We start from the raw sequence: 20,585 nt of genomic DNA on the forward strand, positions 1-20,585 counted from the left end.
GTGGAGATTTGCTTCGTTCACCTGCGCCGGCCGCCCTTTGTCAGGGTCCTTCGTCTAGGAAACCACTTGGTTCTTCCGCACATAGCTACAGAGTTGAGCTCTGCGCGGAGGAGTGGATTCCCATCAACCGACGGTCTTTGGTAGTTCAAGCTTACGGGACGGGCAAGTGCATCGCCAAATCGCGCCGGTTCACTCGGACGAGGTGACCCTCGGGCCCATGTTCGGCAGTTCCTTCTGCCACAGACCGGTGACCCCGGCGGTGGTGAACCCCAATTGCTTGTTGACGGTCAGCAGGTATCGGTTTTCGGGAGCGTTCCAGGTGTAGATCACCCGGGCGTCGGGGAACTGTTCGCTGAGGCGCTGCATATTGGCGACCTTGATGAGGAGTCCCAGCTTGTTTCCCCGGTGCTCCTGCAGGACGATCGTGTCGTCCTGGAAGACGACATCCTGGCGTTGTGCCAGCACGCCGATGGTGGTCAGCCCGACGATCCGCCCGCTGGCGACGTGCTCGACGGCGGTGACCACCGTTCGGCGCCCCTGCGCGACGGCGGCGTCTTCCGCCTGGCGCAACACACCGGCGTCGAACACCAACTGCTGTTGCTCGGCTTCCGCAGCGTCATTGCCTTCGGACACCACTTCCCCGGCCGCGTTCTCCAGCGCGGCCACGGCTTCGAGCCACTGTTGAGGGCAACGGTCGGTCCAGTGGTGGACCCGGTAACGGCCGGCGTTCGCGGCCTCGGCTTCGGCCTCGAGTTCGGCAACAAGCTTTGAATCAAGCGGGAGCGCGCAGGAACTGAATTGTTCGATGTGCTGGAGGGTGTAGCCGGTTCGCCGGGCAAAATCGACCTCGCGGCTGGCCAAAGGAACGAAGCCCAGGCCGCTGCCAGGCACGAGCTGGCCCTCCGCACCGCCGCGCAGGGACTCGGCAGGGTGGTTGGTGTCCACCATGATCATCGTCCGGCCCTCGCTTCTGGCGAAATGTTCGGCAGCTTCCAGAAGCTGCCGTCCGACGCCCCTGCGCTGGAATTCAGGGAGGATGTCCAAGGTGAACTCGGCGAGGTCCATGTTGTCGGCAAGCGGCAGCGCGATGTCCACGGTGCCGACAATGCGCCCGTCAACGCGGGCCACGAGAATGACCTGGCGTTCGTAAGGATCGCCGAGTTCGAGCAGCTTTTCCAACGGGGTGTAAGCGAGATCGTCCGTGCCCCAGATCTGCATGCGGACCCGGCGGCTGACTTCGACGGCGGCAAGGAAGTCCTTCGCGTCATCGGCGTCAAGGGAATCAGGGATCCAGAGTTGGCCGATCTCCACCGTGCTCGTCATTTGATCCTCTTTTGCCATTCGCCGTCGTATCCCGCCGGTTTGAAGCCGAGCTGTACGTTGATGGACAGCATATGTTCGTTTTCCTCGGCGTTAAAAGTCATGACGCGCTCGACTTCCGGATATTCCTTTTGAAGCCTGCGCAGATTGGCCAGTTTGACGAGCATTCCCAGTCCGTGGCCGCGGTGAGGCCTTGCCACCAAAGTGTCGTCTTGTTCGGCCACCCGCGGCTTCGCGGGATCACAGTAGATCACGGTGTACGCGACGAGCTCCCCCGTCCACCGATGCTGCGCAGCGGCCACAAGGGCAGCCCGTCCCCCGGCAAGCGTCGTGTCCTCGAGTTGCCTGACCCGGTCAGCATCCCAGGCCTCTGCCTCGATCTCAAGGCCTCCCGCCGGCGTATCCGTGCTCATTCGGCCCATCAGCCCGGCCAAGTGGTCCACGCATTCGCCGGGGCAACGGTTCGTCCAGGCAAGGACCGCGTAATCGGGGTCGGCTTTGGCATGCGCCGCAAGCTCCAGCCGTGTCCACCCCGCGGTATGGTCCATGTCCAGCGTGCTGAATCTGCTGGCCTGTTCCAAGGCATATCCATTCTTGAGGCAGAAGGCTGCTCCCGGCCCGTCCTCGGGTACTCCCCCGGGTGCCGCGGCTGCGCCTGCGGGGCCGATCGGGTGTTCGGTGTGCGCCTGAAGGACGCGCCTCCCCCGGGCCTCCGCAACCTCCTCGACGGTGCGGAGCAATGCGGTTCCGATTCCACGCCGGCGGTACGCATCCAGGACATCTACGTGGAGCCACGCGGCATGGACGTTATCCGTGAGTGGAACGAAGCAGGAGGCGTGCCCGATGATGCGTCCGTCAACCCGGCCGAAGAAATTCCTCGATGCCTCGTATGGGGTATCGCGCCATCCGGCGAGCCGGACTCGCGCAGAGAGTGCCCTCTCCAAGCTTCCCCAGGTTTCCTGCACCATGGCGTCCATCACGGAAGAGAGCTCCCGGAATTCCTTGCTGTCCGGCCCATTCAGGGAGTCCGGCAGGTTGAGCTCGTGGATGCTGAAATCCGGAAGCCGGCCTGTCATGCCCTCAGCCTAACGAGCGGCCGCCATCAGCGATAGGTGCCGGTCGCATACGACGAAAGGACCGCCCGGCGAATGCCGGACGGTCCTTTCAGAGTCGATGCTCCCGGTGGCTTACGCCTCGGTGAGGACCTTGGTGACGTTGGGGTCAACCGAGATGCCCGGGCCGAACGTGGTGGCGACCGTAGCCTTCTGGATGTAACGGCCCTTGGACGCGGACGGCTTCAGGCGAAGCACCTCTTCCAGGGCGGCTGCGTAGTTCTCGGCCAGCTTCAGTTCGTCGAAGGAAACCTTGCCGATGATGAAGTGCAGGTTCGAGTGCTTGTCGACGCGGAAGTCGATCTTGCCACCCTTGATGTCGTTGACGGCCTTGGTGACGTCTGCGGTCACGGTGCCGGTCTTCGGGTTCGGCATGAGGTTACGCGGGCCGAGGACCTTACCGAGGCGGCCAACCTTGCCCATGAGGTCAGGGGTTGCCACTGCGGCGTCGAAGTCGGTCCAGCCGGCTGCGATCTTTTCGATCAGGTCATCGGAACCAACGAAGTCGGCGCCTGCAGCGATTGCTGCTTCTGCCTTGTCGCCCGTTGCGAAAACCAGGACGCGGGCAGTCTTACCCGTGCCGTGCGGCAGGTTGACGGTGCCGCGGACCATCTGGTCGGCCTTGCGCGGGTCAACGCCCAAACGGAAAGCGACCTCAACGGTGGCGTCGAACTTGGACGGGTTGGTGTCCTTGGCGAGCTTGATGGCCTCGAACGGGGCGTAGAACTTGTCTGCCTCGATCTTGGCTGCGGCTGCCTCATATGCTTTGCTGCGCTTTGCCATGCTGCTTATTCTCCTTGTGCAGTTGTGGTCTGCGGACCGCGCTGGGCCCTGCCACAGTTGGGGATCCGGCGTGGATCTCCAACATTTTCAATGTTTCAATGGTGCCGGTTTCCCGGCGGTGCGCTCCGGCGTCGTCAGTTTCCCGAACAGACGCCATGAAGCGGTGAGGGGAATTAACCCTCGACGGTATCTAATTGTCGAAAGTCTCCGGGACTCACTTCCGGCGAGTGCTTCGTTCCTCAGCCCTCACCGTCCGTTCATTCCTCGACTATTCGACAGTGATGCCCATGGAGCGTGCGGTGCCGGCAATGATCTTGGCAGCGCCCTCAAGGCTGGTGGCGTTGAGGTCTTCCATCTTGGTGGTGGCGATCTCGTTGACCTGTGCCTGGGTCAGCTTGGCAACCTTGACGGTGTGCGGCGTGGCCGAACCCTTTGCAACGCCTGCAGCCTTCTTGATGAGCTCTGCAGCCGGCGGGGTCTTGGTGATGAAGGTGAAGGAACGGTCTTCGTAGACCGTGATTTCAACCGGGATAACGTTTCCGCGCTGGGCTTCCGTTGCAGCGTTGTACGCCTTGCAGAATTCCATGATGTTGACACCGTGCTGGCCAAGCGCAGGACCGATCGGCGGGGCCGGGTTGGCGGCACCTGCCTGGATCTGCAGCTTGATGAGGCCGGTGACCTTCTTCTTGGGAGCCAATGTAGGTCCTTCTCTCAATAACTTCCTAGGACACAGGAGCGTGCCTCAGGTTGATGGCCGCCATGGCAAGGCGGCCGGCCGCTCCGTGGCTGCTAAGCGGGCAACCGCGGGGCGAAATTCTTGGATCAACTAGATCTTGGTGACCTGGTTGAATGCGAGGGTAACCGGGGTTTCGCGTTCGAAGATCGACACCAGGACCACAAGCGTCTGGGAATCCATCTTGATCTCCGAGATCGTGGCGGGAAGGGTCTCGAACGGGCCTTCCTTGACGATGACGGACTCGCCAACTTCGAAGTCGATGTCGACGGGCGTCTGGTGCTGCTTGTTGACCGGCTTGCCCTTTTCGGCCTGCTGCTCTTCGAAGACCGGAGCCAGCATCGAAAAGACCTCGTCGAGGCGAAGCGGGACCGGGTTGTGTGCGTTGCCCACGAATCCGGTGACACCGGGGGTGTGGCGGACGGCGCCCCAGGACGCGTCAGTCAGGTCCATGCGGACGAGGACGTAACCCGGAATGCGTACGCGGTTGATGATCTTGCGCTGGGCGTTCTTGATCTCAACGACTTCTTCCATGGGCACCTGGATCTCGAAGATGTAATCTTCCATGTCCAGGGTCTGGATGCGGGTCTCAAGGTTGGCCTTGACGCGGTTTTCGTAGCCGGCGTAGGAGTGGATGACGTACCAGTCACCCTCCTGGCGGCGAAGCTTGGCCTTGAACTCCTCAGCGGGGTCCGCGGGCGCTACGGCTGCAGCGGCGGCCAGGGCGTCGGCGTCGGACGCATCGGCGTCGTCTGTAGACTCGTCGGCCTCGGACTCATCCTGGTCGGCGTCGTCGACGTCGGCAGTTTCGGGCGCAGCAGAATCGACCTCGGATCCTTCCACGGCGTCAGCCGTGGCGTGGGCCGTGCTTTCAGCGGGCCCATCCAGCTCAGTCTCAGTTACCTCGAGCTCCTGCTCAGACACTTGGTCTCCTGCTTCCTCATTGCCTAACATGCCTATTTAAATGGCTCAATTCCGCAAACCGTGCGAAATCCCTTGATTTTCCGGGGATTCCACGCGGTTTGCGGAGCGATCCGCTTAGTGGTTCGTGGTGCCAGTAGCGCCGAAAACCCATTTGATTCCCGTACCGAAAGCCAGGTCCAGGATCGTGACGACAAGCATCATGATGGCCACGAACACCAGCACCACGACTGTGTAGTTGACCAGTTCCTTGCGGGTGGGGGCAACTACCTTCTTGAGTTCACCAATTACCTGGCGGACAAAAAGCGCAATTCGAGCGAAGAGGCCGGAATCGGACTTCTTGGCAGGGCGGCCCTTCGAGCTGCTCGCAGCTGTTTCGGTCACCTGATCCTCACTCATCTATGCAAACGTCGTTGACCCGACTCTGATCAGAGCCATGGTTGCTGCGCTTGTTCCAAGGAGAACCCCGGAACAGCTTGCGCAGGGCAGACAGGACTCGAACCTGCAACCTGCGGTTTTGGAGACCGCTGCGCTACCAATTGCGCCACTACCCTATGGAACGAATCCATATTTTGGCCACACTCCATCAAAGCCAAGGAATCCCGAAGAACACGGGAATCCGGAGCCAGTCTGGGGCGCGAACCATTGTGATGTTTTTCAACACCGGTGAACCAGTCTACGCAACAACGTCGCGATAGTCGAACCGGGCCATTTCCGGAGCGTTCAGGCCTTGCGGCTGATCAGTGCTCGCTTGATCAACGCACACTGTCACTTTCCCGGCGTTAGCCCGATAGCTCCGCAGAACAGCATAAAGTAGATTCCGTCGAATCCCACCATCCAGCTCATGAGCTGCCCGCGAAGAACGGTGCTTTAAATGTCTGCCGGAATACCTGCCGCCCGCATTTCACAGCGAATTTCCGCCATCGCCGAATCCGCCACCCTTGCCGTTGACGCCAAGGCCAAGGCGCTCAAGGCAGCGGGTCGCCCCGTGATCGGCTTTGGCGCCGGGGAGCCCGACTTCCCGACCCCCGACTACATTGTCAAGGCCGCCGTCGAGGCCGCCGCCCAGCCGAAGTACCACCGGTACTCCCCCGCTGCCGGCCTGCCGGAGCTGAAGAAGGCTATCGCGGACAAGACGTTCCGCGATTCGGGCTACAAGGTTGACCCTTCCCAGGTGATGGTGACCAATGGCGGCAAGCAGGCCGTCTACAACACCTTCGCCACACTTGTCGATCCGGGCGACGAAGTAATCATTCCTACGCCTTTCTGGACCACTTACCCGGAGGCGATCCGCTTGGCCGGAGGCGTTCCCGTTGAGGTCTTCGCCGGCCCCGAGCAGGGTTACTTGGTCACCGTGGAGCAGCTCGAAGCCGCGGTCACCGACAAGACGAAGATCCTGCTTTTCGTTTCGCCGTCCAACCCGACCGGGGCTGTCTACAGCGCCGAACAAGTGGCCGAGATCGGAAAATGGGCGGCGGCCAAGGGCCTATGGGTGGTCACCGACGAGATCTATGAGCACCTGACGTACGACGGCGTGCCCTTCACTTCGATTGCCACTGCCGCCCCCGAACTCGGCGACAAGGTGGTCATCCTCAATGGTGTCGCCAAGACCTACGCCATGACGGGATGGCGCGTTGGATGGATGATAGGCCCGACCGACGTCATCAAGGCCGCCACCAACCTCCAGTCCCACGCGACGTCGAATGTTTCCAACATCATGCAGATCGCAGCCCTCGCGGCAGTCTCCGGTCCGCTGACCGCCGTCGACGAAATGAAGGTGGCCTTCGATCGCCGCCGCAAGGCGATTGTCGCCGGACTGAACGCGATCGAGGGCGTGGAATGCCCGACGCCGGCCGGAGCCTTCTACGTGTACGCCGATGTCCGTGGGCTGCTGGGCAAGGAGTTCCCGACGTCGAACGGTCCTGTCCGTCCGGCAACGTCCGCTGAGCTTGCCTCACTGATCCTCGACGAGGTTGAGGTCGCTGTTGTTCCGGGAGAGGCCTTCGGCCCCTCCGGTTTTGTGCGCCTCTCGTACGCCTTGGGCGACGACGACCTCGCCGAAGGCGTTCGACGCCTCCAGGAATTCCTCGGCCAGGCCAGGTAACCAGCCCGCCTGCACAAACGCCCGCTCACCTTGGGACAGAGGTGAGCGGGCGTTTGGGTTTAAACCCCCAAAGGCGAGCGGGCGTCAGAGGAGGCGGCGCTCGGCGGCCCACTTGGTCAGTTCGTGGCGGCTGGAGAGCTGGAGCTTGCGGAGCACTGCCGAGACATGGGTTTCCACGGTCTTGATGGAAATGAACAACTCTTTGGCCACCTCCTTGTAGCTGTAGCCCCGGGCGATGAGGCGCATGACTTCCAGTTCCCTCGCGGAGAGCCGGTCGAGTTCGTCGTCGGCGATCTCGGCGGGAGACGTTCCAAACGCGTCCAGGACAAATCCTGCGAGCCGCGGCGAGAAGACGGCGTCGCCGTCGGCCACGCGGATCACGGCGTCGGAGATCTCGGGACCGGAAATGGTCTTGGTGACATAGCCACGGGCACCTGCCCGAATGACGGCCACGACGTCCTCGGCTGCATCCGAGACGCTCAAGGCCAGGAAGCTCGTGCTCCCGCGCAACGCCGAGGACCCGCTGATGACTTCCCGTCCGCCGCCGCCAAGTCCGCCCGGCAAATGGACGTCAAGCAACACCACTTCAGGCTGAACCTCGGCAATCACGGCGATGGCTTGCTCCACTGTTCCGGCTTCGCCCACGACGTCGATCCTGGAATCGAGGTCGGCCTTCAGCCCGGACCGGAAGATGGCATGATCGTCCACGATCACCACGCGCACGCTCCGCTCCACTTGCTCTGATAAGGCATTCATGCTTTGGCGTCTCCGTTTCGGTTTTCTGCTTTGTCGGCGTTCTCGACAGGCAGTTTCAGGCGGACTTCCGTGCCCTCGGAACTGCTGTCGATGACCGCTGTGCCGCCGTGGCGTTTCATCCGACCGATGATTGATTCCTTGACTCCGAGGCGGTCTTCGGGGACGGCATCCGGGTCGAAGCCGGGTCCGCGGTCCCTGACGAAGACCTCGCTGCCCGAGTCGGAACTCTCGAGATAGACGGACACGGCTCCGCCGCCATGCCTGGCGGCATTGTGCATCGCCTCGCGGGCCGCCAGGACGAGTGCTTCGTGCCGGTCCGTCATGGCTGCGTCTCCCACGCTGACGACGTCGACCGGGTGTCCGTGGGCGTCCTCCACTTCGGCTGCGGCCGCGGCTATCCGCTCCGCCAGGAGTCCCGAGTCCTTGGCGGCGTCCCGGTACAGCCAGGTGCGCAGCTCACGCTCCTGGGCACGCGCGAGGCGGACCACGTCCTGCTCGGAACCGGCCCGGCGCTGGATCAAGGCGAGCGTCTGCAGTACCGAGTCGTGCAAGTGGGCGGCAATCTCGGCCCGCTCGGTCTCGCGGACCCGCGCCGCCCGTTCAGTTTCAAGGTCTTTCCAGAACTTCAAGCCCCACGGCAGCAGCACCAGGGCGACGCCGCCCAACACGGCGATGGAAGCCAACAGGGCGAGCCAAGTCTGCTCCCACGAGCCGGAACCGGACACCATGACCAACACACCGGCAACCACGAGGGCCAGGCCTGCGGCGAGGCGGACCCAGCCGCCGGCTTGGTCCGCCTTGGTCTTGTCCACCAGTCCGGCCCGGCGCGTCTCGTCCAGCTGCATCCAGGCAATCGCCGCTCCGCCGAGTATGGCCGCTGCGGGGATCAGGGTGCCGAGCGGGACTTCGACGCCGAACTGCCGGGCGATGAGGATGGCAGCCACCAGGAGGAGGCCCGCTCCCAGGAGGATCTCCTTCCCGTACTGGATGCGCTTCAACTTGAACCAGGAGGCGACGACGGGCGCCGGGGCGTACAGCGGCAGGGGCTGCGCTCCGGCGTCGGGCGCTGCCACATCGGGGGGCATGCCCACCGAAGGAGGCATGCTCACCGCGGGAGCAATGGGCGACGCCGGCCGGCGGCTATTGCGGCGGGCGCTTTCGTCGGCGGTGGGCACCATGACCCACAGCCACGCGTAGAAGACCACGCCCGCGCCGCCTGCGAACGAGGCCAGGACCATACCGAGCCGGATGTACTTCACGGGCCAGCCCAGGTGGTCCGCCAGGCCGCTGCACACGCCGGCAATCATCCGGTCGCCGCTTCGGACCAGCGGCGGGCGTTGCATGGCGGTTGTCATGAATCCATCCAAACACGTATCAGGGCCTTCGGCGCTCGAAGCCAGGGCATCTCAGGGGGCCACTCAGGGAACGATCAGGGTATCCCCCAATAGAGGGCTGCGCCGCGGGGCGGCAAGATCGAAGTATGAACGCGAACAGCATGAATCCCGAGGACCCCGGACAAGCACCGGAGCCCGGACAAACTGCAGAATCCAGCCACCCTGCCGGGCCGGGCTCGCCCGAGGAGCCGGCCCAGCCCAACGCCGGCCACACCGGCGGCGCGGCTCCGGACTACGCTGTGCCCGCTCCCCCGCAGAACTTCTTCACCTGGATCCGAAGCCAAGGCATCAGCCGTGGCCGGGACCGGTGGGTGGGCGGCGTAGCGAGCGGCATCGCGCACCGCTTCGGCATCGATCCCTTGATCGTCCGCGGCATCTTCATCATCCTCACCCTCTTCGCCGGCATCGGCATCCTGCTCTACGGCATCGCCTGGGCGCTCCTGCCCGAACCCGATGGCCGCATCCATGCACAGGAAGCCGGGGCCGGCCGCTGGTCCGCAGGCATGACCGGCGCCCTCATCACAACCATCATCGGATTGCCAAGCCTCGGCCGCGGCTTCTGGGGATGGGGCTGGAACGGCGTTCCCGGAATCCTCTGGACGCTGTTCTGGGTAGGCGGCATCGTCTACCTGATCTATTTCCTGGTCCAGCGGAGCAAAGCCCGCAGCGGTAGGCAGAGCATGGGCCCACACCACTATGCGGCCGCTCCAGGTTCCTTTGGCGGCACAAGCACGCAGGCCTCGGCAGGTTATCCGGCCGGCCCGTACAGCGCGGGACCCTACAGCGCCGGGACTTCCGGGCCTGGGACTTACAGCGCCGGGGCTTACGGAGCCGGCAATTACGGGGCCGGCGGCCCCGTGACCCCTTCAGGTCCCGTCAATCCCACGGGCCCCTACCCACCGGCCGGCGCACCCCATCACCCCGAGCGTCCCGAGCGGCAGAGGCGGCAGGGACCGGGCGCGGCGATCGTAGCGGTTTCAGCGGGCGCGGCCCTGCTGGGCGGCGGAACAATCAAGCTGCTCGACGCCGGCAACGTCATCCACCTGGGCGACGCCGCCAATGCAGTGGTCTGGGCCACGGGCGCCGCAGTCCTCGGCCTCGGCATCCTTGTCGCCGGGCTTCGTGGCCGCACGTCGGGGCTGCTCGGCTTCCTTGCCATCGCGACGCTCGTGATCGGGGGCATCTTCAACATCGCCCCCAACGCGGACCACTTCCGCCTGCAGAATGCGCAGTGGAATCCTGTGAGCATCGACGATGCCCGCAAAGGCTTCGACATCACCGGGGCCAACGGGACCGTCGACCTGACCAAACTGAACCTGAGCGCACCGCTGAGTTCCGACGTCGTGGTTCCCATGGACGTGACCGCAAGCAACATCAAACTCCTCGTCCCCTCGACAGTGCCGGTGGAGGTCCAGGCAGACATGACCTTTGCGAACCTCAAGCAGGACGGTAGTGCCGTCGCCCAAAGCAACGGTGGCACCCTGGACAGCTTCAACATGGACAAGCCCGGCGCCAAGCTGGTCGTCAAACTCAACGGAACGTTCAGCAACGTCACCGTCCAGGAAGGAAACTGACATGAGCACGCACGAACCCACGCGGGCATTCGAACCAGACCCCGTCCCGGCGCCTGCATCCCCTCCCCAAGCCCGGGCAAGGGTGGGCACGGTGGTCTGGGGGCTGATCGTCCTGGCTCTCGCAGCCTTGATCATCATTTCCAAACTCGGCCTCGTGGCCCTCAACGGCAACTATGTGCTGATCGGGCTCATGATCGGAGCAGGTGCGGCACTCGTGATCGGAGGGCTGGTGTCGGCGCGCTCCCGAAAAGGCAGCGGGTCCGGCCCTGGCTCCGGGACCGGCGCCGCCGATTCCGGCCGCCGCTAGCAAGAAGCACGTGACAAAGCAGCCACAACACGGAAGGCTCTAGCCATGAACAAGTTCTTCAGCATCGTACGAGGCATCGGCCTGAAGCGCGGTCCGCAGCGTCTGATCGGCGGGGTGTGCGGTGGCATCGCCGCCAAACTGAACGTGGACGTGGCCTACGTCCGCATCGGCTATCTGATCTTCTGCCTGCTACCCGGGCCAGCCGTGCTCATCTACATCGTGGCGTGGCTGTTGCTTCCCAACCAAAGGGGCGACATTGCGCTGGAATCTTTCCTCACCCAGCGTTCGCAAGGGAAGAACTAGCACGGCCCGGGCTTGCCCGGGCTGTTTCCTGGTTATTTCAAAAGTCTCATCCACGGCGGTGGTCATGGTTTGTGTCCCACCCCACATTTCCCCCTACAATCGTTGTGAGCTCAGCGTGGCGCTCTGCACGTATACCTCCTAGCCAGGATTTGAGCCCTCATGAAAATTGGAATCCTTACCAGCGGTGGCGACTGCCCCGGACTCAACGCCGTCATCCGCGGCGCCGTCCTCAAGGGAATTGCCATCCACGGCCAGGAATTCGTCGGTTTCCGGGATGGTTGGCGGGGCGTCGTGGAGGGCGACGTCATCGACATTCCCCGCACGATGGTCCGCGGTATCGCCAAACAGGGTGGAACCATCCTTGGCACGTCCCGCACCAACCCGTTCGAGAACGGCGGCGGGCCGGATGTCATCAAGGCCCACATGGACCGCCTCGGCATCGACGCGATCATTGCCATCGGCGGCGAAGGCACCTTGGCCGCCGCGAAGCGCCTCACCGACGCGGGCCTAAGGATCGTGGGCGTCCCCAAGACCGTGGACAACGACCTCGACGCCACCGACTACACCTTCGGCTTCGATACCGCCGTCCAGATCGCCACGGAAGCCATCGACCGGCTGCGCACCACCGGAGAATCCCATCACCGATGCATGATCGCCGAGGTCATGGGACGCCACGTGGGCTGGATCGCCCTGCACGCGGGCATGGCCGCGGGCGCGCATGCCATCCTGATCCCCGAACAGAAAGTCAGCATCGAGCAGATCACGGAATGGGTCCAGGAAGCCCACGATCGCGGCCGCGCACCGTTGATTGTTGTTGCCGAGGGTTTTGTCCCGGACCACATGGAAGCCCCGCACTCCGAACGCGGCCTTGACACCTTCGGCCGGCCCCGCTTGGGCGGCATCGCGGACCAGCTGGCCCCCGAAATCGAAGCCCGCACGGGCATCGAGACCCGCGCCACGATCCTCGGCCACATCCAGCGCGGCGGCGTCCCCTCGGCTTTCGACCGCGTGCTGGCCACCCGGCTGGGCATGGCAGCCATCGATTCCGTCGTGGAAGGCCGCTGGGGAACCATGGTGGCCCTCAAGGGCACCGACATCGAGCATGTGGGCTTCGAAGCTGCCCTCGGCAAACTCAAGACCGTCCCACAGAACCGCTACGACGAAGCCGCGGTACTGTTCGGCTGAGCCGGCCCCTCAAAGGAATCTTCCTGGAGCAGGCGGGTACCACGAGGTGGCCGCCTGCTCCTTCCCTTTCCGGTGACTGCATAGACTCGATGTCATGGAACTTGATGCGGGATCGGCGGAAATTGTGCTGCTGGCCTGGGCCCGGCACTTGGGGTTCGACGACGAGGCCTTCAGTTTCGTCTCCGGCCCAGCCGCTGCCCGCACTGGGGAGCGCTTGGTCAGGGAAGACGACGACGCCGAATCCATCACGTTCGTGAGGCTCTTTGGCCGCTCCGCATTGGTGGCTCCGGCTTGGGCGGTGGCCGCCGCCGTCGGGTTCTCAGACGATCAACTGAGCGAGCATTCCACACTGTTGCGGATCAGTCGCGAACACGGCGGCCACGGGCTCGGGACGTCGGCACTGCTGTTCGCCGACGATTTGCCCCTCTTCCAACCGGGCGGCGAAGTCACCGTCTCCCACGGCCATCCGGAGGCAATCGAGTTGGAGGGCAGGTGCCCTCCGGACGACGTCAACGAGGTCCACCTCTCAAAAATGGACCACCATTTCACCGTGATGGACGGGAACGAACCGGACCGCAAACCGGTGGCCTGCGGCGCCTACGCGGAATGGCAAGGGATCCTCGCAGACATGGGCGTCCTGGTGCCGCCCGAATTGCGCCGGCAGGGGCTCGGAACCCTGGCTGCCTCGATCGCCGCCCACGAGGCACTCGCTTCCGGCCTGACGCTGCAGTGGCGGACCGCTCTGGACAACCGGGGTTCCATGGCCTTGGCCCGAAGGCTGGGATTCGCCGACGGCGGTATCCAGACCTCCGTACTGCTCCGCTAGCGACTTGCCCTGGCCGCGAGTTGGCAGACGATGCCCGCATTTTGGGGGCATCGTCTGCCAGTTCGCGCGGGCTAACTGTCTTGCGAAACAGTCTCAGGCTTGGCCCCTGCGGCAGCCGGGGAACCCCATCCCCGGACGGCTTGGGGCTTGCCGAACAACAACGCCGCTACGGCGCCCAACAGAATCGCAAACGCCGGCAGCAAGACCGACTGGCTCATCGCCGTCGAGAAGCCGGCGTGCAGGAATTCAGGCAAACTTCCGGTGAATCCGCCTTCCCCGGCCGGGGCGGCACCTGGCGGAGCCGCGGGCAGCTCAGCCGCGAGTCGGGACTGGATCAGCGCGGCAATCGCGGCGGATCCCAGCACGGCACCGATCTGGCGCGTCGTGTTGAAGACACCGGAACCGGCTCCGGCGGAACGCGGCGGGAGGTTGCGGGTGGTGGCGTTGGAGACCGGTCCCCAAATGAAACCGTTGGCCACGCCCTGGAGGGCGCTCGGCAGAAGGAACATCCAAATGGGAGTGTCCGGCTTCAGGAGCGAGCCGGTCCAGAAGAGCGCTCCGGACAGGCAAAGGAGCCCGAAGGCGGCGAACCAGCGCGGGTTGATGCGGTCGATCAGCTTGCCGACAAAAGGTGCCAAGGCGCCGGAGATCACGGCCATGGGGATCATCAGCAAGGCGGACTGCGTCGGGGACAACCCGCGGACCACCTGGTAATAGAAAATCGTGGGCAACGGGAACGCGGTGATGGTGAAGCCCACCGCCATGATGGTGGTGTTGCCCAAGGAGAAGTTGCGGTCCTTGAACAGGCCAAGAGGCAGCAAAGGCTCACCGCCGCGGCGCTCCAGCAACCACTGCCAGAAGACAAACACGGCCAGGACAACGAGGCCCGTGATGATCAGTCCCCACACGGTAATGGGTCCGGTGACGGTGCCCCACTTGTAGCTTTGGCCTTCCTGGATGCCGAACACCAGCAGGAACATCCCGGCTGCCGACAGCAGCACTCCCAGGACGTCGAACTTGTGGCTGTGCGTGGTCAGCTTCGGTACCAGCCGGGTCACGAGGACGAAGGCAACGACGCCGATGGGAACGTTGACGAAGAAGATCCACTGCCAGCCGAGGCCGTCGACCAGCACGCCGCCGAGGATCGGGCCGACGAGGATGGCCATGCCGGCCGTGGCGCCCCAAAGGCCCATGGCTGCGCCGCGGCGGTCCGGCGGGAATATCCGGGTGATGACGGCCATGGTTTGGGGCGTCATCATGGCCGCGCCGATGCCCTGGACCACCCGGGCCGCGATGAGCATGCCGATGTCGCCCGAAAGGCCGCACCACAGTGAAGCCAAGGTGAAGACAACGAGACCGATCAGGTAGAGGTTCTTGGGCCCGAAGCGGTCGCCGAGCCTTCCGGTGATCAGCAACGGCACGGCGTAGGCGAGGAGGTAGGCGCTCGTCACCCAGATGACCGAGTTGATATCGGTTTGCAGGCCCTCCATGATCCGTGGGTTCGCCACGGAGACGATGGTGGTGTCGATCAGGATCATGAAGAACCCGACCACGAGGGACCACAGTGCGGGCCACGGTTTAGCGACGTTTTCCATGGGTTTCCTTTGACTGTGCTGAATCGATTGCAGGTTGGTGCGTGGGACGGGCGCTTACCATGGCAATTGCCCGCTGCGGAGATCGTCCTGGAAGGTGCGTATCCAGTCGATTTCCGTCCGCAGCATGGTTTGTTGGTACTTGACGTCGATCCAAAACTTGGGCTCGACGCCTTTGGCAGCGACGGCCTCTTCTCCTTGGACCAGGAAGTCGAGCTGGTTTTCCAAGTTCGCCACGCGGTGGTCCAGGAGTTCGAGTACGACGCCGGACGGCAGGTTGTGTGCCTCGGCGATCGCATGGGGGAAAATCGGGTATTCGTTCACGGGTTCCGAAAGCATGTTCTGGAGGCGCTCCGTCAGCGCCTCCCGGCCGCTTCCGGTGATCCGGTAGGTGGTGCGCTCGGGCCGGTTGCCGGCGCGGTCAGTGCCCGTCGACTCGACCAAGCCTGCTTCTTCCAGCCGAGCGACGGCGTGGTAGAGCGTGCCCGGCCGGACTTTGACCAAGCGGTCCTCATGGCGGGCCATCAGGAGCTGGTACATCTCGTACGGATGCATCGGCGCCTCGACAAGGAGGGCCAACGCGGCGACGCCAAGTGGAGTCAGTGCGGCTCGTGCCATTTTCCCCATCCTCCGTGCGAACTATTCCACATCAACTATTCCACATGGAATATCTGATCGCAAGCAGTCCGCCAGCCATGCCCGGCGTGCCGTCTTGGTTTATCCGAGCAGTTCGAGAATCTCCGTGCGGGCAAACATCCGCGCGGCCTCGCGCGCCGTGGGCGTACCGGCGTCGGGATCGGCCCCGGCGTCAACCAGAAACCGGGCCACCTCCGTGTAACCCTTGAAAACTGCGCCGGCCAGCGGAGTCTGGCCACGATCGTTCGCCCCGTTTGCGTCTGCACCGTGGTTCAACAGGAGCTGAACGGTTTCGGCATGGCCGTTATATGCGGCGAGCATCAGAAGCGAGTCGCCGGCGGCAGTGCGCATTCCAGCCGGCGCACCGGCGTTGAGGTAGCTGCGCAGGAGCACCGAGTTGCCTTCCCTGGCAGCATCGAACAAGGTGTGCGCCAGGGCAATGGCCTCGTCGTCGACACCTGTCGCTTGGGCGTCAGCGCCGGTGGTTTCGCTCATCGATGGGGTCCCTTCAGGAATCCGGACTGGCGCCCCACCACCTGTCCGGCGTCGGGCGCGACGATTACTTCCTGGGCGGCCGGATAAGGCTCTTCGCCGTCCAGCACGGTCAGCACTTCCTGGGGATCCACTGAGCGCTTGATCAGCGCCAGTCCCACTGCCCCCATCTCGAAATGCTGGGCCACGGATGTCAGCGTACCCACCTTGCGCTCTCCGGCAAATACGACGCTGCCCGGCGCCGGGAGGGTGTGCTGCGAGCCGTCCAATTGCAGGAAAACGAGCCGCCGGGGCGGGTGTCCAAGGTTGTGGACACGTGCGATGGTCTCCTGGCCCTTGTAGCAGCCCTTGGACAGGTGGACCGAGGTCCGCAGGAGATCGAGCTCGTGCGGGATGGTCTTCTCGTCCGTCTCCGCGCCGAGCCGGGGACGCCAGGCGGCAATACGGAGCGCCTCCGCCGCCAGGGAACCGGCGAGTGCCATGCCCTCGACGGCCGCTTCAAGCTCGGCCGCGGGAATGAGGTACTCGAACCAGGGACGCTCGAGGCCGGGATGGGAGCTTTCCTCCACCACGCTGTAGGAGTAGCCGCCGACGCCGATATGCGGCCACGGGTCCTCCCAGACCAGCCGTTCCGACCATGCGTCAATGGCCTTGGTTGCGCCGACAACCGCCCAATCGGAAGACACGTCGGCCACCTCGACGCGCAACATGAAGCGCATCTTGTTGAGCCATTCCGCCAGCGGGGCGGCCTCGGCGGCCTCGACCAGCAGCCAGGTGGTCTCGCCGTCGTCCACCACGCGGGCATCGAACTCGATGCGGCCCTGGATGGTGAGGAGCAGCAATTCGCTGGAGACGCGCGGTTGGAGGTTGGTCAGTTGCTGCGAGGAAAGGGTGTTGAGCCAGCTGAGGCGGTCCGGTCCCGTGACCGTGACAACGCCCCGGTAGGAAAGATCGACGACGGCGGTGCCGGCGGCGAGGGCGCGCTGCTCACGCAAGGGCTCGCCGTAGTGGGCCGCGACGCCGGAGTCCTCGCCGCCGCCTTCCACAGCTCCGGGGCGCGACAAAAGGGGGCTCGTGTAAGTCATATGTAGTAGAAGTCCTTGGGGCTCAGCGGTATTCCGGGTTTTCAAAATCGAAGCGCGTGCCGGCTTTCCATTCATCCGGGAGGTTGCCGTACGCAGGAATGCCGCCTGCATCCTTGAGCATCCGGGCGTAGTGGAGCAGGTTCCAGGTCATGAACGTGGTGTTCCGGTTGGTGAAGTCGCTCTCGGGGCCACCTGATCCTTCGTCGAGGTAGCTGGGGCCGGGGCCGACCGCACCGATCCAGCCGGCATCGGCCTGGGGCGGGATGGTGAAACCGACGTGCTGGAGGCTGTACAGGACGTTCATGGCGCAGTGCTTGATGCCGTCCTCGTTGCCGGTGATCAGGCAGCCGCCGACCTTCGGATAGTAGGCCCACTGGCCCTTGCTGTTGAGCTGGCCCGAATGGGCGTAGAGCCGTTCGATGAGCTTCTTGGTCTGGGAGGAGTTATCGCCAAGCCAGATAGGACCGGCCACCACCACGATGTCGGCTTCCAGCACAGCCGGGTACAACTCCGGCCATTCGTCCGTGGCCCAGCCATGTTCGCGCATGTCCGGATACACACCGGCGGCAATGTCGTGATCCACGGTGCGGATGACCTGGGTACTGACGCCCTGCTTTTCCATGATGCGCCGGCTGATGGTGATCAGTCCGTCGGTATTGCTCACTTGCGGGGATGGTTTGAGTGTCCCGTTGAAAAACACAGCCTTGAGATCGTCATAGCTTGCGGGCTTTGTTGCTTCGTTCACTTGCTGCTCCCCTGTGGTTCGGACTACGAAACGGGACGTTCAGTGAGACCTCTTCGGTGAGACCTTGAAGCCAGCGAACAGGCCCCTAGGAGAGCTTGTTCAGGAAAGCCGAAGCGTGGGCCTCGAGCGATTTGCCCGCGGTGGACACATCCCAACGCCACAATAGATTGCCATCCACGAGGCCGAAGATGCGTGTGGCCGCAGTGTATTCCTTGGAGTGACCGCCGCGCATCACCATGTCGGTGCTCAACTGGATCTGCGGCCCCTTGATTTGGCCGTAGTACAGCTCGCTGATGCCACCGGGATGGGCTATCGTCACAGCGATGTCGAACCCGCCGTCCGCGTTCCGGTGCGCCTCGACGTCGTCGGCCGTCTTCAATACCGGGACCATTTCCGCCGGAATCAGGCCCGGTCCGCCGTCGGCGTCGAGCATTTTCCGCTCCAGCGCCCAGAAGCCCGTTTCCACGGTGAGAGGCCGCAATTTGGTGCCGTCCTCGTCGCTGAGCCAGCTTTCCGCCCGGTACTCCAAGTACGGCAGACCGTGGTGCGTGAAAGAGACATGCTGGATGAAGTGTTCCGAGTCTTCTTCACCGGTCCCCAGCCGTCCCCGGCCTTCCCACTCACCAATGAGCCAGGAAAGGGGTACCAGTTCGGGTGTCAGGTCGGAAGGGATTTCGATGGGCACAGCAACTACCTCAGTGGACCGGAAGGTACAGAAGCTCTACTTCTGGCCCTTGAAGAGACGGTAAACGACAAAACCAGCGAACCATGCCATCGAGAGGCTGGCCAGGCCGAGGAGGACGAGGAAGAAGATTTCAAATGCAAGTACGGACATGATGCCATCCTAACTGTTAGTAGATGAGTAGTTTGTCGATGAAATAGCACATGGCCCCAACCGCCCAGACGGGTGCAACGCCCATTCCAAGGACGGCCGGGAAATTCAGCCGGCCGAGCCGAAGCGTCACCATCCGACGGAAACTGACCAGGACCGAACCGATCACGACGCCCACGACAATGGCGGGAACGATCGCGATATCGGAGAACACCAGGCCCGCCAGCGGGGCCACCAAACCGGCCGCCACGATGCCCAGGGGCGCCACGACCCGGTCCGGCCAGCGCAACAAGCCTGCGAGGAGAGCCACCGCGGCACTGAGGGCCGCGACCAACAGCATTTCCTTGATGCCGTTGAACCTCGCACCCGCAATCCAGCCCGCGCCGAGGCAGCTCAGCAGGACGCCGGCACAACTGCCCAGGGTCGATTCGAGCCGTTGGGCCTGCCCTGTTCCGCGGATCAGCTGCACGACGAACACCGCAATCACGCCGGCGGCGATGAAGCCCGGCGTCGCGTCGAGAAATCCGGGGGCCGGGACGAAGCCTGCAGCCAGGGCCGAACCCGCGCCGCTCAGCCCGATCACGGCTGCGAGGGTCTTCTTGGCGGGGACTGCAAGAAAATGGGGCCAGCCGACGCCGACGGCGGCCGACGCCAGAATTCCGACGGCGACCAACCCCTCCGTGGGGCCGTAAGAGCTGGCGACGAAAACCGCGAGCGCCACGAGGCCGACCACCCCGATGCTCCAAGACTTCACTGCGCCCCTGACCTCACTGTGTCCCTTACCTTGCTGTGCGCTCGATCCGCGGGTCCCCTCAGGGACTCCGTTTCGATCCAAGCTGCGACCAACCTCGTGACAATCCTGCCTTATACGGAACAAATATGTCGCAAAGAGGGGTTGAAGGTGACACGAATCCCTGACGTTGCAGGGGCCTTTGGGTATACTCGGTTGTCAACAGCGCTTCTTGTTGCAACGCTTCCGTTACAACGGAACCACGCCCCATAAGCAGCTACCGGCCGGTGGAAACCCGGTTCAGACGCCCGATGATGCGCGGACCGCCCATTGGAGGAACTATGTCGCACATCCTGCTCCTGACGAACAGCACCGGCTCGTCGGTAGACATCCTGCCCGCCTTGGAGCTCTTGAACCACCGGGTCCACATTCTTCCTGCCGAGCCCACGGCATTGCTCGAGACCGATCCCACCGACGTCGTTTTCCTGGATGCCCGCAAGGACCTGGTGGGGGCCCGTTCCCTGACCCAGCTCCTCAAGGCCACGGGCTTGAGCGCACCCCTCATCCTGATCCTCACCGAAGGTGGCATGGCTGCCGTCTCTTCCGCATGGTCCGTGGATGACATCGTCCTCGACTCTGCGGGACCGGCGGAGGTCGAAGCCCGGATCCGCCTGGCCGTGGCCCGCGCGATTCCCGGCGAAGAGGAAACCAACACCGAAATCCGGGCGGCCGGCGTCGTGATTGACGAAGCAAGCTACACGGCCCGCGTGAACGGGCAGCCGCTCAACCTGACCTTCAAGGAGTTCGAACTCCTGAAGTATCTGGCCCAGCACCCGGGCAGGGTGTTCACTCGCCAGCAGCTCCTCACCGAGGTCTGGGGCTACGACTACTACGGCGGCACGCGCACCGTGGACGTCCACGTCCGCCGCCTGCGCGCCAAGCTCGGCGTGGACCACGAGAACCTCATCAGCACGGTCCGCAATGTCGGCTACCGGCTGACATTGGTCCGCTTGCCGGAAGATGAGCTTACGGAGGCCTAGGCTTCCGACCCCCCACGCTTCGGAACCCCATGCTTCGAACACAAGGAAGGCCCGGACTCCATGAGTCCGGGCCTTCCTTTGCTTGAGTGGAGGACATACGGGTCGAACGTATCGA

The 20,585-nt window shown here is 63.9% G+C and carries 22 protein-coding genes and 1 tRNA gene; 7 read left to right on the forward strand and 16 right to left on the reverse strand.

Annotated elements, in window-relative coordinates; all coding sequences use genetic code 11:
• Window positions 1–189: 189 nt before the first annotated feature.
• The 7 genes from QRN45_RS15520 to QRN45_RS15550 form a co-directional block, all read right to left on the reverse strand.
• Window positions 190–1,341, reverse strand: a complete 1,152-nt coding sequence (locus QRN45_RS15520; RefSeq protein ID WP_372489595.1) for a GNAT family N-acetyltransferase — start codon at window positions 1,339–1,341, stop codon at window positions 190–192.
• Window positions 1,320–2,396 (reverse strand): GNAT family N-acetyltransferase, encoded by a 1,077-nt coding sequence (locus tag QRN45_RS15525; RefSeq protein WP_284763886.1) that lies wholly within the window; start codon window positions 2,394–2,396, stop codon window positions 1,320–1,322. The genes QRN45_RS15520 and QRN45_RS15525 overlap by 22 nt, the downstream gene beginning before the upstream one ends.
• Before the next feature lie 111 nt (window positions 2,397–2,507).
• A complete protein-coding gene (gene rplA, locus QRN45_RS15530) occupies window positions 2,508–3,215 on the reverse strand; it encodes a 50S ribosomal protein L1 (RefSeq protein WP_028265118.1) in 708 nt (235 codons plus the stop codon).
• A gap of 268 nt (window positions 3,216–3,483) precedes the next feature.
• Window positions 3,484–3,912 carry a 50S ribosomal protein L11 gene (gene rplK, locus QRN45_RS15535; protein WP_028265119.1) on the reverse strand — a complete coding sequence of 143 codons (429 nt, stop codon included), beginning with the start codon at window positions 3,910–3,912 and terminating at the stop codon, window positions 3,484–3,486.
• 129 nt (window positions 3,913–4,041) lie between these two features.
• On the reverse strand, window positions 4,042–4,872 hold the full coding sequence (nusG, locus tag QRN45_RS15540) for a transcription termination/antitermination protein NusG (protein ID WP_284763887.1): 831 nt from the start codon (window positions 4,870–4,872) through the stop codon (window positions 4,042–4,044).
• Between the two features lie 114 nt (window positions 4,873–4,986).
• Window positions 4,987–5,268 (reverse strand): preprotein translocase subunit SecE, encoded by a 282-nt coding sequence (secE, locus tag QRN45_RS15545; protein ID WP_059387348.1) that lies wholly within the window; start codon window positions 5,266–5,268, stop codon window positions 4,987–4,989.
• 82 nt (window positions 5,269–5,350) lie between these two features.
• Window positions 5,351–5,423: transfer RNA gene (locus QRN45_RS15550), tRNA-Trp, on the reverse strand.
• Window positions 5,424–5,743: 320 nt separating this feature from the next.
• Here QRN45_RS15550 and QRN45_RS15555 point away from each other — a divergent pair.
• A complete protein-coding gene (locus QRN45_RS15555) occupies window positions 5,744–6,973 on the forward strand; it encodes a pyridoxal phosphate-dependent aminotransferase (protein ID WP_284763890.1) in 1,230 nt (409 codons plus the stop codon).
• A gap of 84 nt (window positions 6,974–7,057) precedes the next feature.
• Here QRN45_RS15555 and QRN45_RS15560 read toward each other — a convergent pair whose 3' ends face one another.
• Window positions 7,058–7,729, reverse strand: coding sequence for a LuxR C-terminal-related transcriptional regulator (locus QRN45_RS15560; protein WP_078108070.1), 672 nt, complete (start codon window positions 7,727–7,729; stop codon window positions 7,058–7,060).
• Window positions 7,726–9,084 (reverse strand): ATP-binding protein, encoded by a 1,359-nt coding sequence (locus tag QRN45_RS15565; RefSeq protein ID WP_284763891.1) that lies wholly within the window; start codon window positions 9,082–9,084, stop codon window positions 7,726–7,728. Before QRN45_RS15565 ends, QRN45_RS15560 begins: the two co-directional genes overlap by 4 nt.
• Window positions 9,085–9,209: 125 nt before the next feature.
• Here QRN45_RS15565 and QRN45_RS15570 point away from each other — a divergent pair, with 125 nt between their 5' ends.
• From QRN45_RS15570 to QRN45_RS15590, 5 genes are all read left to right on the forward strand, one after another.
• Window positions 9,210–10,697, forward strand: coding sequence for a PspC domain-containing protein (locus tag QRN45_RS15570; RefSeq protein ID WP_284763892.1), 1,488 nt, complete (start codon window positions 9,210–9,212; stop codon window positions 10,695–10,697).
• A 1-nt stretch (window position 10,698) separates the two neighbouring features.
• Window positions 10,699–11,004 (forward strand): hypothetical protein, encoded by a 306-nt coding sequence (locus tag QRN45_RS15575; protein ID WP_284763893.1) that lies wholly within the window; start codon window positions 10,699–10,701, stop codon window positions 11,002–11,004.
• A gap of 45 nt (window positions 11,005–11,049) precedes the next feature.
• On the forward strand, window positions 11,050–11,307 hold the full coding sequence (locus QRN45_RS15580; RefSeq protein ID WP_078108066.1) for a PspC domain-containing protein: 258 nt from the start codon (window positions 11,050–11,052) through the stop codon (window positions 11,305–11,307).
• A 159-nt stretch (window positions 11,308–11,466) separates the two neighbouring features.
• A complete protein-coding gene (locus QRN45_RS15585) occupies window positions 11,467–12,492 on the forward strand; it encodes an ATP-dependent 6-phosphofructokinase (RefSeq protein ID WP_078108065.1) in 1,026 nt (341 codons plus the stop codon).
• A 94-nt stretch (window positions 12,493–12,586) separates the two neighbouring features.
• Window positions 12,587–13,318 (forward strand): GNAT family N-acetyltransferase, encoded by a 732-nt coding sequence (locus tag QRN45_RS15590; protein ID WP_241707080.1) that lies wholly within the window; start codon window positions 12,587–12,589, stop codon window positions 13,316–13,318.
• A 71-nt stretch (window positions 13,319–13,389) separates the two neighbouring features.
• Here QRN45_RS15590 and QRN45_RS15595 read toward each other — a convergent pair whose 3' ends face one another.
• The 7 genes from QRN45_RS15595 to QRN45_RS15625 form a co-directional block, all read right to left on the reverse strand.
• Window positions 13,390–14,913 (reverse strand): DHA2 family efflux MFS transporter permease subunit, encoded by a 1,524-nt coding sequence (locus tag QRN45_RS15595; RefSeq protein WP_284763895.1) that lies wholly within the window; start codon window positions 14,911–14,913, stop codon window positions 13,390–13,392.
• Between the two features lie 54 nt (window positions 14,914–14,967).
• Window positions 14,968–15,528, reverse strand: coding sequence for a PadR family transcriptional regulator (locus QRN45_RS15600; protein WP_284763896.1), 561 nt, complete (start codon window positions 15,526–15,528; stop codon window positions 14,968–14,970).
• 99 nt (window positions 15,529–15,627) lie between these two features.
• Window positions 15,628–16,041, reverse strand: a complete 414-nt coding sequence (locus QRN45_RS15605; RefSeq protein WP_264636756.1) for an ankyrin repeat domain-containing protein — start codon at window positions 16,039–16,041, stop codon at window positions 15,628–15,630.
• Entirely contained in the window at window positions 16,038–17,123 is a 1,086-nt protein-coding gene (gene ygfZ, locus QRN45_RS15610; protein ID WP_284763899.1) for a CAF17-like 4Fe-4S cluster assembly/insertion protein YgfZ, read from the reverse strand. The genes QRN45_RS15605 and ygfZ overlap by 4 nt, the downstream gene beginning before the upstream one ends.
• A 22-nt stretch (window positions 17,124–17,145) precedes the next feature.
• Window positions 17,146–17,868, reverse strand: a complete 723-nt coding sequence (locus tag QRN45_RS15615; protein ID WP_078108059.1) for a flavodoxin family protein — start codon at window positions 17,866–17,868, stop codon at window positions 17,146–17,148.
• A gap of 85 nt (window positions 17,869–17,953) precedes the next feature.
• The gene (locus QRN45_RS15620; RefSeq protein ID WP_241707075.1) at window positions 17,954–18,553 is read right to left on the reverse strand and encodes a nitrobindin family protein; all 600 of its coding nucleotides are present in this window, start codon (window positions 18,551–18,553) and stop codon (window positions 17,954–17,956) included.
• Window positions 18,554–18,719: 166 nt separating this feature from the next.
• On the reverse strand, window positions 18,720–19,454 hold the full coding sequence (locus QRN45_RS15625; RefSeq protein WP_078108057.1) for a permease: 735 nt from the start codon (window positions 19,452–19,454) through the stop codon (window positions 18,720–18,722).
• A gap of 317 nt (window positions 19,455–19,771) precedes the next feature.
• On the opposite strand from QRN45_RS15625, the gene QRN45_RS15630 reads away from it, so the two are divergent.
• Window positions 19,772–20,470, forward strand: a complete 699-nt coding sequence (locus QRN45_RS15630; RefSeq protein WP_059387339.1) for a winged helix-turn-helix transcriptional regulator — start codon at window positions 19,772–19,774, stop codon at window positions 20,468–20,470.
• Window positions 20,471–20,585: the final 115 nt, after the last annotated feature.

It is taken from the genome of Arthrobacter sp. efr-133-R2A-63 (genome assembly GCF_030209795.1).
Taxonomy (GTDB): Bacteria; Actinomycetota; Actinomycetes; order Actinomycetales; family Micrococcaceae; genus Arthrobacter; species Arthrobacter bambusae_A.